The sequence below is a fragment of the Sphingobium fuliginis genome (assembly GCF_004152845.1).
Classification (GTDB): Bacteria; Pseudomonadota; Alphaproteobacteria; order Sphingomonadales; family Sphingomonadaceae; genus Sphingobium; species Sphingobium fuliginis.
Genome location: NZ_SEON01000011.1, coordinates 22,776 through 39,428, shown reverse-complemented (window position 1 = coordinate 39,428; position 16,653 = coordinate 22,776). Strand labels below are relative to the sequence as shown.

The window sequence follows — 16,653 nt, the reverse complement described above, 5'->3', positions numbered from 1 at the left end:
GGCCATGTTCAACGACCGCAGTTCTCCGCTCTCGCTTCTCCAGACCCGCCGATCGGGCAAGCCGCGCGACCTGATCGCGCCGGGACCGGACGAAGGCCAGCTCCGCAAGATATTGGAGGTGGCGCAGCGCACGCCCGATCATGGCAAGCTGGCGCCCTGGCGCTTCGTGATCGTGCCGCTGGAGAAGCGGGACGCTCTCGCGGCATTGCTCGAGACGGCGTATCGCGCCGAAAAGCCCGATGCCGGGCGGCTGGAGATGGAGTCAATGCGCCAGTTCGCGCATCAGGCGCCCACGCTGGTCGTCGCGCTGTCCGCGCCGGTAGAGGGTAGCAAGATCCCTGTGTGGGAACAGGAACTGTCGGCGGGCGCGGCGATCATGAATCTGCTCCATGCAGCGCATGCGCTGGGCTTTGCGGCGGGCTGGCTGACGGGCTGGGCCAGCTATAATGAGGATGTGCGCGCCGCCTTTGCGAAGGCCGGGGAGCGGATCGCGGGCTTCGTCTTCATCGGCACTGCGGGACGGGAACAGGAAGAGCGTCCTCGGCCAGAATATGACAATATAGTTTCTGTCTGGGACAGATAGTTACATGTTCAGCCGGATATGGCGCAAGGGCGTCGCTTGACCTGCCACGCTGTATTATGGCACTGATGCACCATGGCCGACGACTCAAAACCCGTCTATCTCCGCCTTCGGGAGATCATCGCCGCTTCTATTCTGGACGGGGAGTTTCGCGATGGGGACATGCTGCCTTCGGTGCGTGCCCTGGCCGCGCAGCAGGGCGCCAATCCGCTGACGGTAGCGAAGGCCTATCAATGCTTTCAGGACGATGGGCTGATCGTGGTGAAGCGCGGCGTCGGCATGTTCGTCGCCGACGGCGCGACGCGGCGGTTGCGGGAAATGGAACGGGCGCGCTTCATGGAGACCGTATGGCCGCCTGTGGCGGAGCAGATCAGGAGGCTGGGAATCAGCGCGGCGGATCTGGATTTGCAACGAGCCTAGGATCGCGCTGCGTTTTTCCATGAGTGCAGTGGGTGCGGGTGACGTGATAAGTTCGTGAGCCGCCGGGCTGGCTGATTTGGGTGGTTTCCTGCCATCCCCCCTCCCGCAAGCGGGAGGGGGCTAGGGGGTGGGCTGGCGCGACATCAGCGGGAATTTGCAACGGCTAAGCTGGAAGCTCGCTGCGCTCGCACCCACCCCTAACCCCTCCCGCCTGCGGGAGGGGAATGTCTTGGATTGGCCATTTCCCCGCACTCCAATGGACGCGGCGCGCTTTGGTACAATCAGGGCCTTCAATTCTGCATCCGATATTGCTTCAGCAGATCGTAGAGCGTCGGCCGGCTGATCCCCAGCATCTTCGCCGCGCCGGAGATATTCCCGTCCGTCCGCGCAATCGCCCGGCGGATCGCGCGGCGGTCGGCCATTTCCCGCGCCGCCTTCAGGTTCACCACATCACCGCCTTCGGCGCGATCTCCGTCCAGATCGAGATCGGCCGCGGTCACATGCTTGCCGTCGGCCATGATGACGGCGCGCTTCATGCGGTTTTCCAGCTCTCGCACATTGCCCGGCCAGCCCCAGGCGTCGAGCGCCGCCAGCGCATCGGGCGCGAGCCCCTTGACCTGCGGATTCATCTCCTTGGCGAAGCGGTGGAGGAAATGCCGCGCCAGCAGCGCCGGATCGCCCGGCCGCTCCCGGAGAGCGGGAATGCGCACGACGATCTCCGCCAGGCGATAATAGAGGTCCTCCCGGAAAGTGCCCGCCGCGATCATGGCTTCCAGATCCTGATGCGTGGCGCAGACGATCCGCGTGTTGACCGATATGGGCTGGCGTCCGCCGATCCGTTCGATCACCCGCTCCTGCAGGAAGCGCAGCAGCTTCACCTGCAAGGCCAGCGGTATGTCGCCCACTTCGTCCAGGAAGAGCGTGCCGCCCTGCGCCTGCTCGATCTTGCCGGGCGTGGTCTTGATCGCCCCGGTGAAGGCGCCCTTCTCATGGCCGAACAGTTCGGCCTCCAGCAATGTTTCGGGAATCGCCGCGCAGTTGATCGCGACGAAGGCCCCGTCCCGGCGCGGGCTGGCATCGTGCAGGCCCTGCGCCAGCAATTCCTTGCCGGTGCCGCTTGCGCCCAGCAGCAGGACGGAGACGTCCGCGGCCGCCACCCGTTCTATGGTGCGGGCGACCTTCATCATTTCCGGCGCGGCGGTGATCAGCCGGCCCAGCACGCGCCCGCCCTCCGGCGCGGTTTCGGCCAGCCGGGCATTTTCCCGCTCCAGCGCATGAACGTGGAAGGCGCGGCGGACGATCAGCCCCAGCTCATCGATGTCGACCGGCTTCTGGTAGAAATCATAGGCGCCGCCGGAAATGGCCTGCAGCGCGCTTTCCCGCGCCCCATGGCCGGACGCGACGATGACCTTCGTGTCCGGCTTGATCCGCAGCATTTCCGCCAGCGTCGCGAACCCTTCGCTGGTGCCGTCGGGATCGGGCGGCAGGCCCAGGTCCAGCGTCACCACATCGGGCGCCTGCTCGCGCAGCATCTCTATCGCTTCCTCCCGGTCGCCCGCGATGAAGAGCTGATATTCCTCATAGGCCCAGCGCAATTGCCGTTGCAGGCCCGGATCGTCCTCGACGATCAGCAGTTTCGGTCGCATGTCGCTCATCAGGCGGCCTTCCCCCTAAGATCCTGTTGCGCCAAAGGCAGGCGCAGCGTGAACCGGCTCCCCACGCCGGGCTTGCTTTCCACATCGATCCGCCCGCCCATCGCCTGGGCCAGGGCCCGCGCCTCGAACGCACCGATGCCAAAGCCCCCCGCCTTGCTGGAGGAGAAGGGCTTGAACAATTCGCGGCGGATGAATTCCGCGGTCATCCCCCGGCCCTGATCGACGACATCCAGCAGGGCGCAGCCACCATCGGCGGACAAGCGCAATTCCACGGGGCTGTCCGGCCGGCTGGCGTCGATGGCGTTCTGGAGCAGGTGGGTGACGATCTGCTCGACCCTGGCGGGATCGGCCAGCACGGGCGGCGCGTCGCCGGTCACGCCTATTTCGTGCTGGCGCGAGCGGGTGCGCGCGACCTGCTCCGCCACTTCGCGCAGCGCCATGGGCCGGGGTTCCTCCGCCCGGCCCTTGTTATGCTGCGACAGGCGGGCGAGCATGTCGTTCATCTTGCCCACCGATTCCTTCAGCGTCAGCACCATGTCGGTGCGGAAATCCGGATTGTCGGCGTGCCGCTCCGCATTGCGGGCGAGCAGCGAAAGCTGGCTCACCAGATTCTTGACGTCATGGATGATGAAGGCGAAGCGGCGGTTGAACTCCTCGAAGCGCTGGGCGTCGTCCAGCGCCTGCTGGCCCTGCGCCTCGCTCAGATAGCTGGCCGCCTGCCGTCCGGCGGCGCGCAGCATGTCGAAATCCTCCCAGTCGAGCCGGCGGTCGATCGGCGGGCGGGCAAGCAGGATCGCGCCGATCAGCCGGCCGAAATGGATCAGCGGCACCAGCGCCCAGGCGCGGCGGTCCAGGCTCATCCAGCCCGGCGCACTGATTTCCCCGGCCCCGGAAGGCGGGCGGTCGATGTCGATGATCCAGCCGCTCTGTTCGATGAGGGCGGCGAGCGGGGCGGGCACGACCGATCCGTCCGGCCTGTCCCCCTGCCAGTTCCAGTGCGTTTCGAACGCCAGCGCGCCGTCGTCCGCACGCAGCATCAGCAGGGCGGCGGGAGAATCGGTGATGTCGGCCACCGCCTTCGCCACGCGCTCCCCCAAAGGCAGGGCATTGTCGCCGGGGCGGCCTATGGTGTCGCCGAAGCGCATCCATTCGGTGCGATAGTCATAGCGGTGCTGGAAGAAATGCTTGGCCACCTGCACCTTCCAGAAGGCGCGGAGCCGGCGGGAAGGCAGCAGCACGAGCGCGCTTACCGCCAGGAAGAAGACGCAGCCGATCTCGACCGCGCGGGCATAGGGCCCGGCGACCAGTTCCACCAGCACCGCCGCCGCCGCCAGCACCACGATGTAGAGCGCGATGGCCGCGAGGGAGAGCGACTGGAATGTCAGGGCGCGGGACAGTTGCAGCCGTCCGGCCATGTCGGCGCGCATTCCCGCCGCGATCACCGGGGCCAGCAGCGCCATCATCGGCCCGCGCAGCGCGTAGAGATCGCTTGCCCGGTCGATGGCGAAGGTGGCGATGGCATAGAGATTGAGGTCATATGTCCACATCGCCGCCAGCGCCCCCAGCAGCAGCGCCACCCGCTCCCGTTCCCGCACCGGCCAACTGATATAGAGATGATGGACCAGCATCAGGCTGCCGATGGCGGTCATCAGGTGCAGCACCAGCGAGGCATGAAGAAGCGCGCGGTGCAGGTCGCTAGGCTCCGGCAATTGCCGCCAGATGAGGTCGGTGAAGGTCTGAAGCAGGATGATTCCCGCCACGGCGGCATAGACCGATCCGATCGCCAGCAGGGATTCTCCCCGCACCGCGCCGTTCCGCCGCAGCATCGCGAACAGCAGCAGCAGCCAGGCCGCGTTTCGGATATTTTCTCCGATGCCGGTCAGCGGCTTGCCCACCCCGCCGAAGGAGACATAGAGCGACCAGCAGGCGGTCAGCAGCAGCGCCGCGGCCAGCAGGCGCTGTTCGGCGGCTTCTTCCCGGCGGCGCAGGACGAAAATGCCGAGCGCCGCGAACAGCACGGCGGCCAGCGCATGGCCCCAGTCCCCGACGAATTGCAGCAGGCCGCTCACCGCGCCCCCTCCGGCCAGAGGATGACGCGCAGCGTCTGGATGAGGATCAGCAGATCGAGGAAAGGCGTGTAGTTCTTGGCGTAATAAAGATCATATTCCAGCTTGTTCCGGGCATCCTCTATCGACGCGCCATAGGGATAGTTGATCTGCGCCCAGCCGGTGATGCCGGGCTTCACCATGTGCCGCTCCGCATAATAGCGCAGATGCTGTTCCAGATCCTCGACGAACTGACGGCGTTCGGGGCGCGGGCCGACGAAGCTCATCTCGCCCTTCAGCACCGTCCATGTCTGCGGCAGTTCGTCGATGCGCAGCTTGCGCAGCCAGTAGCCAAGGCGGGTGATGCGCGGATCGTCCTTTTCCGCCCAGACCGCCTGGCCGGACAGTTCCGCGTCCTGCCGCATGGTGCGCAGCTTCACGATCCAGAATTCCTCGCCATAAAGGCCGACGCGCTGCTGGCGGTAGAATGCGGGGCCCTTGCTGTCGAGCTTCACCAACAGGGCGGCCAGCAGGATGATGGGGCCGGTCAGCAGCAGCAGGATCGAACTGGCGAGGACGTCGAACAGCCGCTTGGCGATGCTGGACAGGCGGCGGCCCGCCGAAAAGCCGTCGGAGAAGATCAGCCAGCTCGGATTCACGCTGTCCAGGTCGACACGGCCGGTTTCCCGCTCCAGGAAGGTGGAGATCTCGTTCACATGGACGCCGGTGGTCTTGATGCGCAGCAGGTCGCTCAGCGGCAAGGCGTTGCGCCGTTCCTCCAGCGCCAGCACCACCTCGCTCGCGGCCAGGCGGACGACGAAATCGGCGAGATTGTAGATGGCGCTGCGGTTGATCGCCTCCGGGATCACCTGCGCGCCGTCATTCATCGCGATGTAGCCGACGACGAGGAAGCCCGATCCCTTGCGCTGCTCGATCTCCCGGATGCGGTCGGCGCGATTGCCCGCGCCCAGCACGACCAGCCGCCGCTTGAACGCTTCGCCGCCGAGCATCGATCCCAAAAGGACGCGGATCGCCAGCAGCAGGGCAATGGCGAGTCCCATGGCGTAAAGCGAATTGGACCGCCAGAGCGTGATGTCCGGCAGCAGGAAATGCATGACCGACAGGAACAGCACGCCCAGCGAAATCGCGACCAGCAGCCGCGCCAGCGCGTAGCGGATCGATTGCAGCGCCTCCGGCCCATAGACGCCGACCGCGATCATCGCTGTCTGTATGGCCAGGCCGAAGCTGAGCAGCGGCGCGATGCGGGTCGACACATGATCGACCTCCATGCCGATCTGGCGGGCGCGCAGAATCCACCCGCCTTCAGCCGCCGCCATCAGCAGCATGAAGTCCAGAAGGCCGAGCAGCAGGACCGCATGCGGCACATAATGTTTGAACAATCTTATCATTCGTCGCGCGTTCCCGCTGCGCCCGGCGGGCAGGTGACAGCCGGATCAGCTTACAGGCGCTGTAAGGAAATCCGACACTGTCAGGGACAATGCACGACAATCACAAAGATTTTCTGAACGGGACCACCGACCATGCCGACGAAGCGGCAGGGGCGATCAATTCTGGTTGCGAAGCGCATCCGCGGCGTTCTTCGCCGCGTGCCCCACCACATGGGCGGCGCTGTCGACGGAACCGGCTGCCTTCATAAGGGCGTCGGCACGGCTATCGTCGCGTTCCTTCGTCATGTAGAAAAAGCCGATCGCCAGCACCAGCGCCAGGGCGACCAGAAGGAATATGATCAGGCTTCCCCGCGACCGGCCCGGCAAGGAAGCCGGTTCGAAGGGTTCGTCCTTACGACCTTCGTCCATTCTCCTTCTCCCGATCCTCGCATACCGAGGCGGAGAGTATAGCACAGATCACTCCACGTCGGAGTCGGTATCTTCACCTGTTTCCCGGGATTCCCGGCCCCGGCTCAACCGGTCGACATCGTCCATGATCTCGTCCAGCACCGCGGCGTCGCTGCTTTCCTGGCTGCGGCGGGATGGCAGTTCGCCATTTTCCAATATCTGCTCCAGCGCGGCGCGGCCGCGGGCGACGCGGCTCTTGATGGTGCCCACGGCGACGCCGCAGATTTCGGCGGCTTCCTCATAGGCGAAGCCGCCCGCGCCGACCAGGATCAGCGCCTCTCGCTGGGGCTGCGGCAATTGCAGCAAGGCGCGCTGCATGTCGGACAGTTCGACATGCTTGTCCTGCCCGGCGGGCGCGGCAAGCAGGCGGTCGGCCGCCAGATCGTCCCAATCGCCCCGGAAGCGGGAACGGCGCATCTGCGACAGATAATGATTGCGCAGGATGATGAAGGTCCAGGCACGCATGTTGGTGCCCGCCTGGAAGCGGCTGCGCGCGGCCCAGGCCTTCAGCAGCGTTTCCTGCACCAGATCGTCCGCGACATCGCGATTGCCGGACAGGGACCGTCCAAAGGCGCGCAGATGGGGGATGACCGCCGCCAGTTCCCGCTTGAAATCGGTGTCTGAAAGCGTTTCGCGCTCAACATCCTGGCCCACGCCGTCGCTCATGGTAACAACCCCTTCACCGGCTGTCGCCCTCGCTGCATGAACGGAAGTCGTCAAAGCCATATGTGCGTCCGCATCCCAATCTTTTTCTTCTCAAGGACCAATTGCCGCAACCGCGTTCAATGGCCCCACAATATCACAATCATCACGATGATCGCGAGTGTCAGTGAAACGCCGAGCACGTAACGCACGATATGCGGCGTCGAGCCCGCCCTGGCTTCTTCCGTCGCAATATGCTGCTCCTGTTCGACCATGGGTCGCTCCCGATCGTTACGCATCAATAACGCGGGTCGTGGACCGGGGTTCCCCTTCTTTCCAGCCTAATTTCAGAAAGCCGCGCGCGACGTCAGGCCGGCGCGGTCGCTTCGTCGAAGAACAGCGCCTGAGAAATCGCGGCCTTGACGGTCGAACGCTGGAAAGGCTTGGTGATGAGGAAGGTCGGCTCCGGCCGTTCGCCCGTCAGCAGGCGTTCGGGGAAGGCGGTGATGAAGATCACCGGAACGGAGAATTCGGCGAGGATGTCCTTCACCGCATCGATGCCGCTCGAATCGTCGGCAAGCTGGATGTCCGCCAGCACCAGCCCGGGCCGTTCCGCCATGGCTTCGCGCACCGCATCCTCGCGCGTGACGGCGATGGCGGTGACTTCATGCCCCAGGTCGCGAACGATGGTCTCTATATCCATCGCGATGATCGGCTCATCCTCGATGATCAGCACCTTGGCGCGGGTCTGCGCCTCGATCTCGCTCAGCGCTTCCTTGACCAGCGCTTCCACGTCGTCGCTGTCCAGGCCGATCAGATAGCCGACGTCATCGACGGTAAATCCCTCCAGCGCCGTCAGCAGCAGCGCCTGGCGCGGCAGCGGCGTCAGGCGGGCGAGTCGTGCCTGCGCGATCGCCTCCTGCCCGTCGGCGCCGGTCAGCACCGGCCCGTCTTCCAGATGGGACGAGGACCAGATCGCATGGAAAGTCTTGTAGAGGCCAAGGCGCGGATCGACATTCGACGGGAATTCGTCGGGCGCCGCCACGATCGCCTCCAGCGTGGCGCGCACATAGGCATCGCCGTGCGCCTGGCTGCCCGTCAACGCACGCGCGTAGCGCCGCAGGAAAGGAAGGTGGGGGTGCAGTTGCTGACCAAGCGACATCTGTAAAAATTCTCCCAGCCCATCGGGCGCCTTGTCCTATGTTAAAGCCACGCCTTAACCAAAATGCCGAAACATTCGCCGGAATGGGAGGATGGATGGACGATGCCGATGTGGCAAGCCCCCTTACCCCCTTTCAGAATGGAAATGCTTCGGGCATGACCGCCCGCGTCGCCTTCCATTCTCGCCACCGACCTCGTGCGGCGGGCAAAAAATGCTTCGCCAAGGGAACCAACGACCAACGGATTTGTTTCACTGCCGTTCGGTTTTTTCGAAAATCTTTGGAATTTTGTGTTTTGATTTCCCTGACGCCGAATTGACGTCATAGGGGAAAGCCGCAAAAAGAGCAGGCTGGCATGACATTGATGGCTGCAGAGGGGCGTGTTTTGGTTGCTTCAACGACGGAACGGGATGTGACGGGAGGGGACAAGAAAGATGTCGGCACCAACACTCCGGATTCTGGCGTGAAGGGCAGTGTCGCCCGCAAGAAACGCACATCGGCCGCGAAGGACGACGGCCAGGTCGCTAATGCCCTGCGATCCGTCTATCAGCGCGCGGTTGACGAGGATATTCCCGCGGAAATGCTTGACCTTCTCAGCAAGCTCGACTGACTCTCCCTGATCGGCCGGACCGGGGGGAGCCGGAAACAAGCGGAGGGGACATGGCGCATCTGGTAAAATCCGGCCGGCGAGCGACGCTCTCCCCGAAGAATCGGCGTTCGATGTTCAGCGTCAGGTAAATGGACAGAATATCCCCACCGCCGCCGGCCGAAGGCATGCCTCCCCCGGCCGCTTCCTTCATTCAGAGATTGAACGCGGTTTCCCATTCCACCGGCGTCAAGATGTTCCTCATCCTGACGCTGGCCCTGCTGCCGCTAGGCCTGATCGCCTTGGTCGCTTCGCTTCAGGCGATCCGCACCACCGACCTGGAAAAGGAAGCGCTGCTGCGCGTGGCGGTAACGCAAAGTGCGCGCAAATTGTCCGCCGATCTCGCGTCCGACCGAACGGCGCTGATGCTGACGGCCAATGCCTTTGCGACATCCGGCCCCGATCCGGCGATGTGCGCGCGCCTTTCGGCCTTCCTGACCTCTCACGACCGTGGCGGCGGCCGCTATTATATCTACGACCGCTCGGGCCGGCGGCTTTGCGGTTCCACCCTGCCTGAACCGCCGGGCCTTCCCCGGTCGGAACGTTTCGGCGATGCCGCCGCGCAGTTGTTGACGGATTCGCCCTATCTCATCAGCCGGGCGCGGAGCGCCAACGGCGCGGTGGTCGCCATCGCTTATTATCCGCGCGGCTATCTGGAGGCGATGACCAACCCGGCGGGCACGTTGCAGAACCGGCAGATCACCTTGAATGAGGGCGGCCGCAGCCTGCTCATCACCCGTCCGGCCGGCCTTTCGGGCGGGCATAGCACCACGCTTTCCGCCCGGCTCGACCCGCCTGACATCGTCCTCACCATGACGGTGCGCGATCCCCCGGTCACGATCGCGCGCATGTTGTCGCTGTTCCTGCCGCTGGTCATGTGGTTCGCCGCGGCGGCCATTGGCTGGTTCGTCGTCAACCGCCTTCTGATCCGGCCGCTGGTGCTGCTGCGCCGCACGGTGGCGGCCTATGAACCCGGTCAGGTGCTGGAACCGATGCGCCGCATCCGCACCCCGGCGCAGGAGATCGTGGCGCTGGGCGACACCTTCCGCGAAATCAGCGAGGATGTCGCCACCCATGAAGCGGAGATGGCGGAGGGCCTGGAAACCCAGCGAAAGCTGACGCGGGAGGTCCATCACCGGGTCAAGAACAACCTCCAGATCATTGCGAGCCTGATCAACCTGCACGCGCGATCCGCCCATGACGCCGAAGCGGTCGAGGCCTATGCGACTATCCAGCGGCGGGTCGATGCGCTGTCGGTCGTCCACCGCAACCATTATGCCGAGTTGGAGGAACATCGCGGCGTCGGCGTGCGGTCGCTGATCAGCGAACTGTCGGCCAGCCTGCGCGGCACCGCCCCGGCCGAGGCGCGCCGCTTCGCCATTCAGATCGACAGCGACAATCTGCACATCAGCCAGGACGTCGCCGTGCCCATCGCCTTCCTGCTGACCGAGCTGGTGGAACTTGCCATGCTGTCCAATCCGCGCACGGCGATGCGGATCTCCGTGCAACTGGAACCGGGCCGCACCGACCGGGCGGTGCTCCACATCCTCTCGCCGGCGCTGCGCGGATCGCCGGACATGACTGCCCGGCTGGAGGAGCGCTACGGACGGGTGCTCACCGGCCTGTCACGCCAGTTGCGCGCACCGCTGGACCATGATCCGGAGACGGGCGACTATGCGATCGTCATTACGGTGCTGGAATAGGCGTTCGGGGAGCTTACCCCCTCAGGCCCGCTGATAATCCCGCCGGAAATCCGCTGCGAAACCTTGAAAGCGCCCGATGGCGATGCTGTCCCGAATCCCCTGCATCAGCGCCTGGTAGAAATGGATATTATGCTGCGTCATCAGCATCGCGCCCAGCATCTCGCCGGCCTTGACCAGATGGTGCAGATAGGCGCGGCTCCAGGTCGTGCAGACCGGGCAACCGCAGCGCGGATCGAGCGGCCCCTTGTCCTCCGCAAAGCGCGCATTGCGGATATTGAGCGGCCCGGCCCAGGTGAAGGCCTGACCGTTGCGCCCGCTGCGGGTGGGCAATACGCAGTCGAACATGTCGATCCCCCGTTCCACCGCGCCGACAATGTCGTCCGGCTTGCCCACTCCCATCAGGTAGCGCGGCTTGTCGGCCGGCAGCATGCCGGGCGCGAAATCGAGCGTGGCGAACATCGCCTCCTGCCCCTCGCCCACGGCCAGCCCGCCGACGGCATAGCCGTCGAAGCCGATGTCGATCAGCTTTTCCGCCGAAATCCGCCGCAGGCCCTCGTCCAGCGATCCCTGTTGGATACCGAACAGCGCCGCCCGCTCCGCATGTTCCGCCCCTGCATCGAACCCGTCTCTGGAGCGTTTCGCCCAGCGCATGGAACGCTCCATGGACTTCGCCGCCTCGTCATGGGTGCAGCCGTTCCTGGTGCACTCGTCGAAAGCCATGACGATGTCGCTGTCCAGCAACCGCTGGATCTCCATCGAACGCTCGGGCGTCAGCATATGCCTGGAGCCGTCGATATGGCTGGAAAAGGCGACCCCCTCCTCGCTCATCTTCGTCAGCGCGCTGAGGCTCATCACCTGATAACCGCCGCTATCGGTCAGGATCGGCCTGTCCCAGCCCATGAAGGCGTGCAGGCCGCCCAGTCGCGCGACGCGCTCCGCCCCCGGACGAAGCATCAGATGATAGGTGTTGCCAAGAATGATGTCTGCGCCGGCTGCACGCACTTCGGCCGGACGCATCGCCTTCACCGTGGCGGCGGTGCCGACCGGCATGAAGGCAGGCGTGCGAATCTCGCCCCGGCGCATCTGGATGGCGCCCGTGCGGGCCTTGCCGTCGGTCGCGGCGATCGAAAAGGAGAAGCGGGGATTTGTCACAGCGCGCGCTGTACGGTCGAAAGAGGCGCCAGACAAGGCCGCAAAGCCGCGCTTCAGCCCTTCTTGCGCAGCCCGTCAAGCGCAACGATCGCGTCGACATCGAACCCTTCGACCCGGCGGTAATTGCCGATGAAACAAAGGCAATCCGCAGCCAGGCTGAGCTGCCATGACTCACCTTGCAGGTCGTGCAGCAGCAGGGTCACAAGCTGCCTGTCGGTTCGGGGCGTGTTCATGGCGATGATCGTAATTAATAAAGGTTAACAAAGGCCTGCGCCCGATTTGCGACAAGTTTTCAAAGAAGCTATTTGTTGCATAAATACAACAAAACTCCGCGATTGGCCAGTTTTTAGGCGACATCCCTGCAACAGTTGCTGTTAAAAATGGTTAATTGCGGGGCAATAGCTTTCGGCGCGATTGCATAAGCGCGGCAACCCTGTTCTGCTTAACATCTGTTGCAGTTTGGGGGCTCAGATGGTTGATTCCGGACGATTTAATTCCGGCCGTGAACATATGGACGATCTGACTCCCGCCCCTCTTCCGGCGGAGGAGGATGTCGTGGCTGCCGTTACGGAAAGCATGGCCTCGACGCCGGACGTCGGCACCTCGACCATGTTCGACCTCGGCCAGATCGACATAAGCTGGGAGGCGGATGCCGCTACGCTCTGGGCGTTCATGACGCCATCGAATCGACCGAATTTCAGCCCCGCCATGTTGCGTGACGTCCGCTATTGGTATGTGGAGACCAAGCGACTGTTCGATGCGGGCAAGCTGCCGGTCAAATATATGGTGGCCGGATCGCGTTTTCCCGGCGTTTTCAACCTGGGCGGCGATCTGGAACTGTTCGCCGGCTGCATCGAGCGTGGCGACCTGCCCGGTCTTGTCGACTATGGCCATGCCTGTATCGACGTGGTTCATCGCACCTGGCGCAATGGCGACCTTCCCGTTATTTCCATTGCGCTGGCACAGGGCGATGCGTTGGGTGGCGGCTTCGAAGCCTTGCTCTGCTTCGATGTCGTGATTGCCGAACGCAGTGCGCGCTTCGGTCTGCCCGAAATGCTGTTCGGCCTTTTCCCCGGCATGGGGGCTTATTCCATCCTCGCGCGCAAGCTGGGTCGGCTGGCGGCCGAACGGATGATCCTGTCCGGCAAGGTCTATACCGCGCAGGAGATGCACGACATGGGCATTATCCACACGCTGGTGGAGGATGGCGAGGGTGAGCAGGCCGTCCGCGACTATATCGCGGCCAGCCTGCCCCATCATGCCGGTCATGTCGGGGTGTTCCAGGCAGGCCGACGCGTCGATCCGCTGGAGTATGAGGAACTGAAGGACATCGTCGAGAATTGGGCGGCCACTGCACTCAAGCTCGATCTGAAGGACGTGCGGATGATGCGCCGCCTGGCCTCGGCCCAAACCCGCCTGCATAGATAGGATCAGGCGCGCCGCCGGTCCTGGAGCATGGCGACGCTGCCGCTATCGTCATCCATCTGCCGCATCATCTCCAACACCTGCACCGCAGGGACTGGCCGGCTAAGCACGAAACCCTGCACATTGGTGAAGCCCATTTCGCGGGCGCAACGCAGTTGATCGTCGGTTTCAATCCCCTCCGCCACGGTTTCGACATCCAGGGCGTGGGCCAGATAGGCGACCGACTGGGCAATCGCCCTGTGGCGTGAATTCTCCTCGACGCCACGCATGAAGCTCTGGTCGACCTTGATCGTGTCGAAGGCATAGTCGCGCAGATAACCCAGCGAGGAATAGCCGGTCCCGAAATCGTCCAGCGCCAGTCGCAGGCCGATCCGCTGGAGATCGGACAGGATCAGGTTGGTCCGGCCGCTATCCTCCAGGAAGATCGACTCGGTCACCTCCAGTTCCAGCCGACGCGCCCTCAGTCCTGATTGCATCAGCGCCGCGATGACCGCGCGGGGAAGGCTGTCGCTCTTGATCAACACCGGGGAGATATTGACCGCGACGCGGACATTCTCATCCCATTCCATCGCATCCTGGCAGGCCTGCTCCAGCGCCCAGGCCGTGATCGGTTCGATCATCGAGCAGCTCTCCGCGATGGGGATGAACTCCGCAGGGGAAATGCGGCCGAGCGTCGGATGATCCCATCGCATCAGGGCCTCGCAAATCGTGATCTTGCCGGTTTTCGTGTCGAAGATCGGCTGGTAGTGCAGCACCAGCTCATTATTCGCCATGGCGCCGCGCAGGCCCATTTCCAGATCGTAGGTGCGGTTCTGCCGCTCCTTCATCGACCAGGCGAATTGCGCATGGCGGTTTCGGCCCGCATGCTTCGCCTGATACAGCGCCATGTCGGCATGCTGGAGCAGTTCGTCGCTGTCCTGTCCGTCCCCCGGCGCAACCGCGATCCCCATGGACGCGGTCACGCCGAGACTATAGCCGCCGACGTCGAAATCATGCGTGAATTCGGCCATTACATCGTCCGCGATCCGCTCCGCTTCGGCCCGGCTGGCGCCGGGGCAGATCAGCACGAACTCATCTCCTCCGAATCGCGCGACATGGCCGCGCCCATCCAGCGCGCGAGACAGCCTTTCAGCGACCCTGCATAGAAGCTGGTCGCCGATCATATGTCCCAGGGAGTCGTTGATTTCCTTGAAGCGGTCCAGATCCATCCAGAACACCGCCATCGGATCCTGATCGGATCGTCGTCCATCGAACATCTCGCGCAGCCGCATCTGCATCGCCATGCGGTTTTCGACACCCGTCAGGCTGTCGAAGCGGGCCAAACGCTCAAACTTGGTGGCGAGCTGCGTCTTTTCATATTTGCCCTGCAATGCCTCCAGAACGATGCGATGCGTCGTCTTGGTAATGTCCGCCATGGCGAAGATCATCAGGAAGCAGAGAATTCCCAGAACCGTATAACTCAGTCCACCCGCGAGGACGAGGCCCAGCGAGGTAGGCAGCAGGGATAGACATGTCTGTCCCACCGCGACGTGAATGCGGCCAGCATTACGACCTGAAATACCGCCGGAATAGGACGCCACCAGGCAAACGGCCAATACGTGGAGCGTCGCGTCCTCCGAAAGCAGGAGAGTCGCGAAGGTCAATATTCCGAGGAGCGCGGCATAGGCCCAGGCACCCAATTCATAAGCCAGTCCCCAAATAGGCTGGGTTACACCGTTCTGATGGGCAAGCTGCCGCTCGAAATAAACGGCCGAGATCGACCGGCTGAGCCCGACGAGACAGATCAGGACCGCAATCGCGGTGATGGCGGGTAGCCGCGCATGCCATGCGATCACCAGCCCCAGCGCGCCGCCGGCAACCGCACCGATCATCAGCGAGGCGGGAGAGGCATAAAGGGATTTGACGAGATTCGCCTGCACTTCAGCGCTTTGCTGGGTGTCCGGCGTCATGCGCCCTCGCAGGGATGCGAGCAAGTTTCGTTCAGGGCGTGACACGTCATCGCCACCATTGCCGAAACATGATTTCCATTTGGTAAATCGCGCCGTCCAAAAGAAGCGGGAATTAGCGGATTGTTACGGAATCGACCGGCCATCGCGACCTATGCTCGCAAGGCAGGGCAAGAGGGGCTTGCTTTCCCCGATCGTAGCCGGAAAATAGCGTCATCGTGTCATATCATCCTCTGCATCGCCCGGTCTGGAACGCCCTCAACAGCGGCTGGAAGCCCTTGGCCGAAGGGGATGCGCTCGCGCTGCGGATCGATCCTCGCTACGGGCCCTTTGCCGCTGCGGCGGACGGCAGTCCGGCGGCGCGATCGGCGTTGGCTGCGCTTGTGCCCGAACAGGGGGAGCTGTGGATCGTCGAACCCGATGCGCAAACGCCGCCGGCCGGCACGCGCCTGGTCCGCGAAGCGATGCTGGCGCAGATGGTGGCGGAGGAGATTCCGGGCGATGCGCCGTCCTTGGAACCCGTCGTGCTGACAGATGATGATGCGACGGAAATGCGTGCTCTTGCATTGATGACGAAGCCTGGTCCCTTCCTGCCGCTGACCCATCGGCTCGGTCGCTTCATCGGCATCAAGGAGCGGGGCAGGCTGATCGCCATGGCGGGAGAGCGGATGCGTATGCCGGGCTTTGCCGAGGTCAGCGGCGTCTGCACTCATCCCGACCATCGCGGGCGGGGCTATGCGAAGGGTCTGATGCAGATCGTTGCCAGGGCCATGCTGGAACGCGGAGAAATGCCGTTCCTGCATGCCTATGCCGCACATGAGGCGACGGTGGCGCTCTACGAAACGCTCGGCTTTCGGATAAGGGCGCGGATGCACATGATGGTGGTCGCCCGGATCTGAGCCATCTCGCTGCGGAGCCTGCCCGAGGGCTCGCCCGCCCAGAATATGCGGGGATTCGGCCCATGACGGGCTGCAAATGGCGGCTTTCTGCGCCTCCGGTGCCCACATATTGAAGTACGCTGCGTCGAAACGAGTCGCGCGCCTCGTTCGAGTGCCTTCGCAGGAGCATGATGCGGCCTGGGGCGAACGTCAAAACTCTGTCGTGAAGCCCCTACTCAAGCTTACGCAACAGCGTTGCCCGTCGGTTCCGGCCAGACACTCAGCCGATATGCGTCAACCGCTCCAGCGTGATCCAGCCTTCCACATAATTGGCATAATAGAGGCCGAACAGAACCGCCGACAGGACCGTCGCCCGAAGGGCAACGACGCCCGGACGAAAATTGCTGGGCGCGCTGTCCGCCTGCCCCGGCCGCAGCGCCTCGCCCGTTTCATCGGGCGTGCGAATGCCGAAGGGCAGCACGATGAAGGCGCTGATCACCCAGAACAGCACGTAAATGGCAAAGATCGCATACCAATTCATGCGC

18 protein-coding genes are annotated in these 16,653 nt (G+C 63.9%); 7 read left to right on the top strand and 11 right to left on the bottom strand.

The genetic code is table 11. From position 1 onward, the window contains the following. Window positions 1-4: 4 nt before the first annotated feature. A complete protein-coding gene (locus tag EWH10_RS20190) occupies window positions 5-583 on the top strand; it encodes a nitroreductase family protein (protein ID WP_044663176.1) in 579 nt (192 codons plus the stop codon). A gap of 72 nt (window positions 584-655) precedes the next feature. Then, a complete protein-coding gene (locus tag EWH10_RS20185) occupies window positions 656-1,000 on the top strand; it encodes a GntR family transcriptional regulator (RefSeq protein ID WP_044662528.1) in 345 nt (114 codons plus the stop codon). A gap of 290 nt (window positions 1,001-1,290) precedes the next feature. Here EWH10_RS20185 and prsR read toward each other — a convergent pair whose 3' ends face one another. The 7 genes from prsR to EWH10_RS20155 all read right to left on the bottom strand — a co-directional run bounded on the left by prsR (window position 1,291) and on the right by EWH10_RS20155 (window position 8,360). Then, window positions 1,291-2,655: a PEP-CTERM-box response regulator transcription factor gene (gene prsR / locus EWH10_RS20180; RefSeq protein ID WP_044662529.1), complete on the bottom strand. Its 1,365-nt coding sequence runs from the start codon at window positions 2,653-2,655 to the stop codon at window positions 1,291-1,293. Then, window positions 2,655-4,724, bottom strand: a complete 2,070-nt coding sequence (gene prsK / locus EWH10_RS20175; protein ID WP_044662530.1) for an XrtA/PEP-CTERM system histidine kinase PrsK — start codon at window positions 4,722-4,724, stop codon at window positions 2,655-2,657. Before prsK ends, prsR begins: the two co-directional genes overlap by 1 nt. After that, the gene (locus EWH10_RS20170; protein ID WP_044662531.1) at window positions 4,721-6,109 is read right to left on the bottom strand and encodes a TIGR03013 family XrtA/PEP-CTERM system glycosyltransferase; all 1,389 of its coding nucleotides are present in this window, start codon (window positions 6,107-6,109) and stop codon (window positions 4,721-4,723) included. The genes prsK and EWH10_RS20170 overlap by 4 nt, the downstream gene beginning before the upstream one ends. A 156-nt stretch (window positions 6,110-6,265) precedes the next feature. Next, window positions 6,266-6,517, bottom strand: coding sequence for a hypothetical protein (locus EWH10_RS20165; RefSeq protein ID WP_044662532.1), 252 nt, complete (start codon window positions 6,515-6,517; stop codon window positions 6,266-6,268). Between the two features lie 48 nt (window positions 6,518-6,565). After that, window positions 6,566-7,222: a sigma-70 family RNA polymerase sigma factor gene (locus EWH10_RS20160; protein WP_025549519.1), complete on the bottom strand. Its 657-nt coding sequence runs from the start codon at window positions 7,220-7,222 to the stop codon at window positions 6,566-6,568. 116 nt (window positions 7,223-7,338) lie between these two features. Next, window positions 7,339-7,473: a hypothetical protein gene (locus EWH10_RS22165; RefSeq protein ID WP_025549520.1), complete on the bottom strand. Its 135-nt coding sequence runs from the start codon at window positions 7,471-7,473 to the stop codon at window positions 7,339-7,341. 92 nt (window positions 7,474-7,565) lie between these two features. Continuing rightward, window positions 7,566-8,360: a response regulator gene (locus EWH10_RS20155; RefSeq protein WP_025549521.1), complete on the bottom strand. Its 795-nt coding sequence runs from the start codon at window positions 8,358-8,360 to the stop codon at window positions 7,566-7,568. 95 nt (window positions 8,361-8,455) lie between these two features. Here EWH10_RS20155 and EWH10_RS20150 point away from each other — a divergent pair, with 95 nt between their 5' ends. From EWH10_RS20150 to EWH10_RS20140, 3 genes are all read left to right on the top strand, one after another. Continuing rightward, a complete protein-coding gene (locus tag EWH10_RS20150) occupies window positions 8,456-8,677 on the top strand; it encodes a hypothetical protein (RefSeq protein ID WP_130030177.1) in 222 nt (73 codons plus the stop codon). 36 nt (window positions 8,678-8,713) lie between these two features. Further along, on the top strand, window positions 8,714-8,968 hold the full coding sequence (locus tag EWH10_RS22070) for a NepR family anti-sigma factor (RefSeq protein ID WP_044662533.1): 255 nt from the start codon (window positions 8,714-8,716) through the stop codon (window positions 8,966-8,968). Between the two features lie 230 nt (window positions 8,969-9,198). Further along, window positions 9,199-10,707 carry a sensor histidine kinase gene (locus EWH10_RS20140; protein ID WP_130030178.1) on the top strand — a complete coding sequence of 503 codons (1,509 nt, stop codon included), beginning with the start codon at window positions 9,199-9,201 and terminating at the stop codon, window positions 10,705-10,707. A gap of 21 nt (window positions 10,708-10,728) precedes the next feature. On the opposite strand, the gene tgt is transcribed toward EWH10_RS20140, so the two are convergent. Together tgt and EWH10_RS20130 are read right to left on the bottom strand one after the other, a co-directional pair. Next, window positions 10,729-11,859, bottom strand: a complete 1,131-nt coding sequence (gene tgt, locus EWH10_RS20135; RefSeq protein WP_025549523.1) for a tRNA guanosine(34) transglycosylase Tgt — start codon at window positions 11,857-11,859, stop codon at window positions 10,729-10,731. Window positions 11,860-11,912: 53 nt separating this feature from the next. Beyond that, window positions 11,913-12,092 carry a hypothetical protein gene (locus tag EWH10_RS20130; RefSeq protein WP_025549524.1) on the bottom strand — a complete coding sequence of 60 codons (180 nt, stop codon included), beginning with the start codon at window positions 12,090-12,092 and terminating at the stop codon, window positions 11,913-11,915. 238 nt (window positions 12,093-12,330) lie between these two features. Between EWH10_RS20130 and EWH10_RS20125 the strand changes: the two genes are divergently transcribed. Continuing rightward, complete coding sequence (locus EWH10_RS20125) at window positions 12,331-13,287, top strand: crotonase/enoyl-CoA hydratase family protein (RefSeq protein WP_025549525.1); 957 nt, start codon at window positions 12,331-12,333, stop codon at window positions 13,285-13,287. A 2-nt stretch (window positions 13,288-13,289) separates the two neighbouring features. Here EWH10_RS20125 and EWH10_RS20120 read toward each other — a convergent pair whose 3' ends face one another. Then, on the bottom strand, window positions 13,290-15,233 hold the full coding sequence (locus EWH10_RS20120) for a putative bifunctional diguanylate cyclase/phosphodiesterase (RefSeq protein ID WP_025549526.1): 1,944 nt from the start codon (window positions 15,231-15,233) through the stop codon (window positions 13,290-13,292). A gap of 215 nt (window positions 15,234-15,448) precedes the next feature. Between EWH10_RS20120 and EWH10_RS20115 the strand changes: the two genes are divergently transcribed. Further along, window positions 15,449-16,129, top strand: a complete 681-nt coding sequence (locus EWH10_RS20115) for a GNAT family N-acetyltransferase (protein ID WP_044662534.1) — start codon at window positions 15,449-15,451, stop codon at window positions 16,127-16,129. 259 nt (window positions 16,130-16,388) lie between these two features. Here EWH10_RS20115 and EWH10_RS20110 read toward each other — a convergent pair whose 3' ends face one another. Continuing rightward, complete coding sequence (locus EWH10_RS20110) at window positions 16,389-16,649, bottom strand: DUF1467 family protein (RefSeq protein ID WP_044662535.1); 261 nt, start codon at window positions 16,647-16,649, stop codon at window positions 16,389-16,391. Window positions 16,650-16,653: the final 4 nt, after the last annotated feature.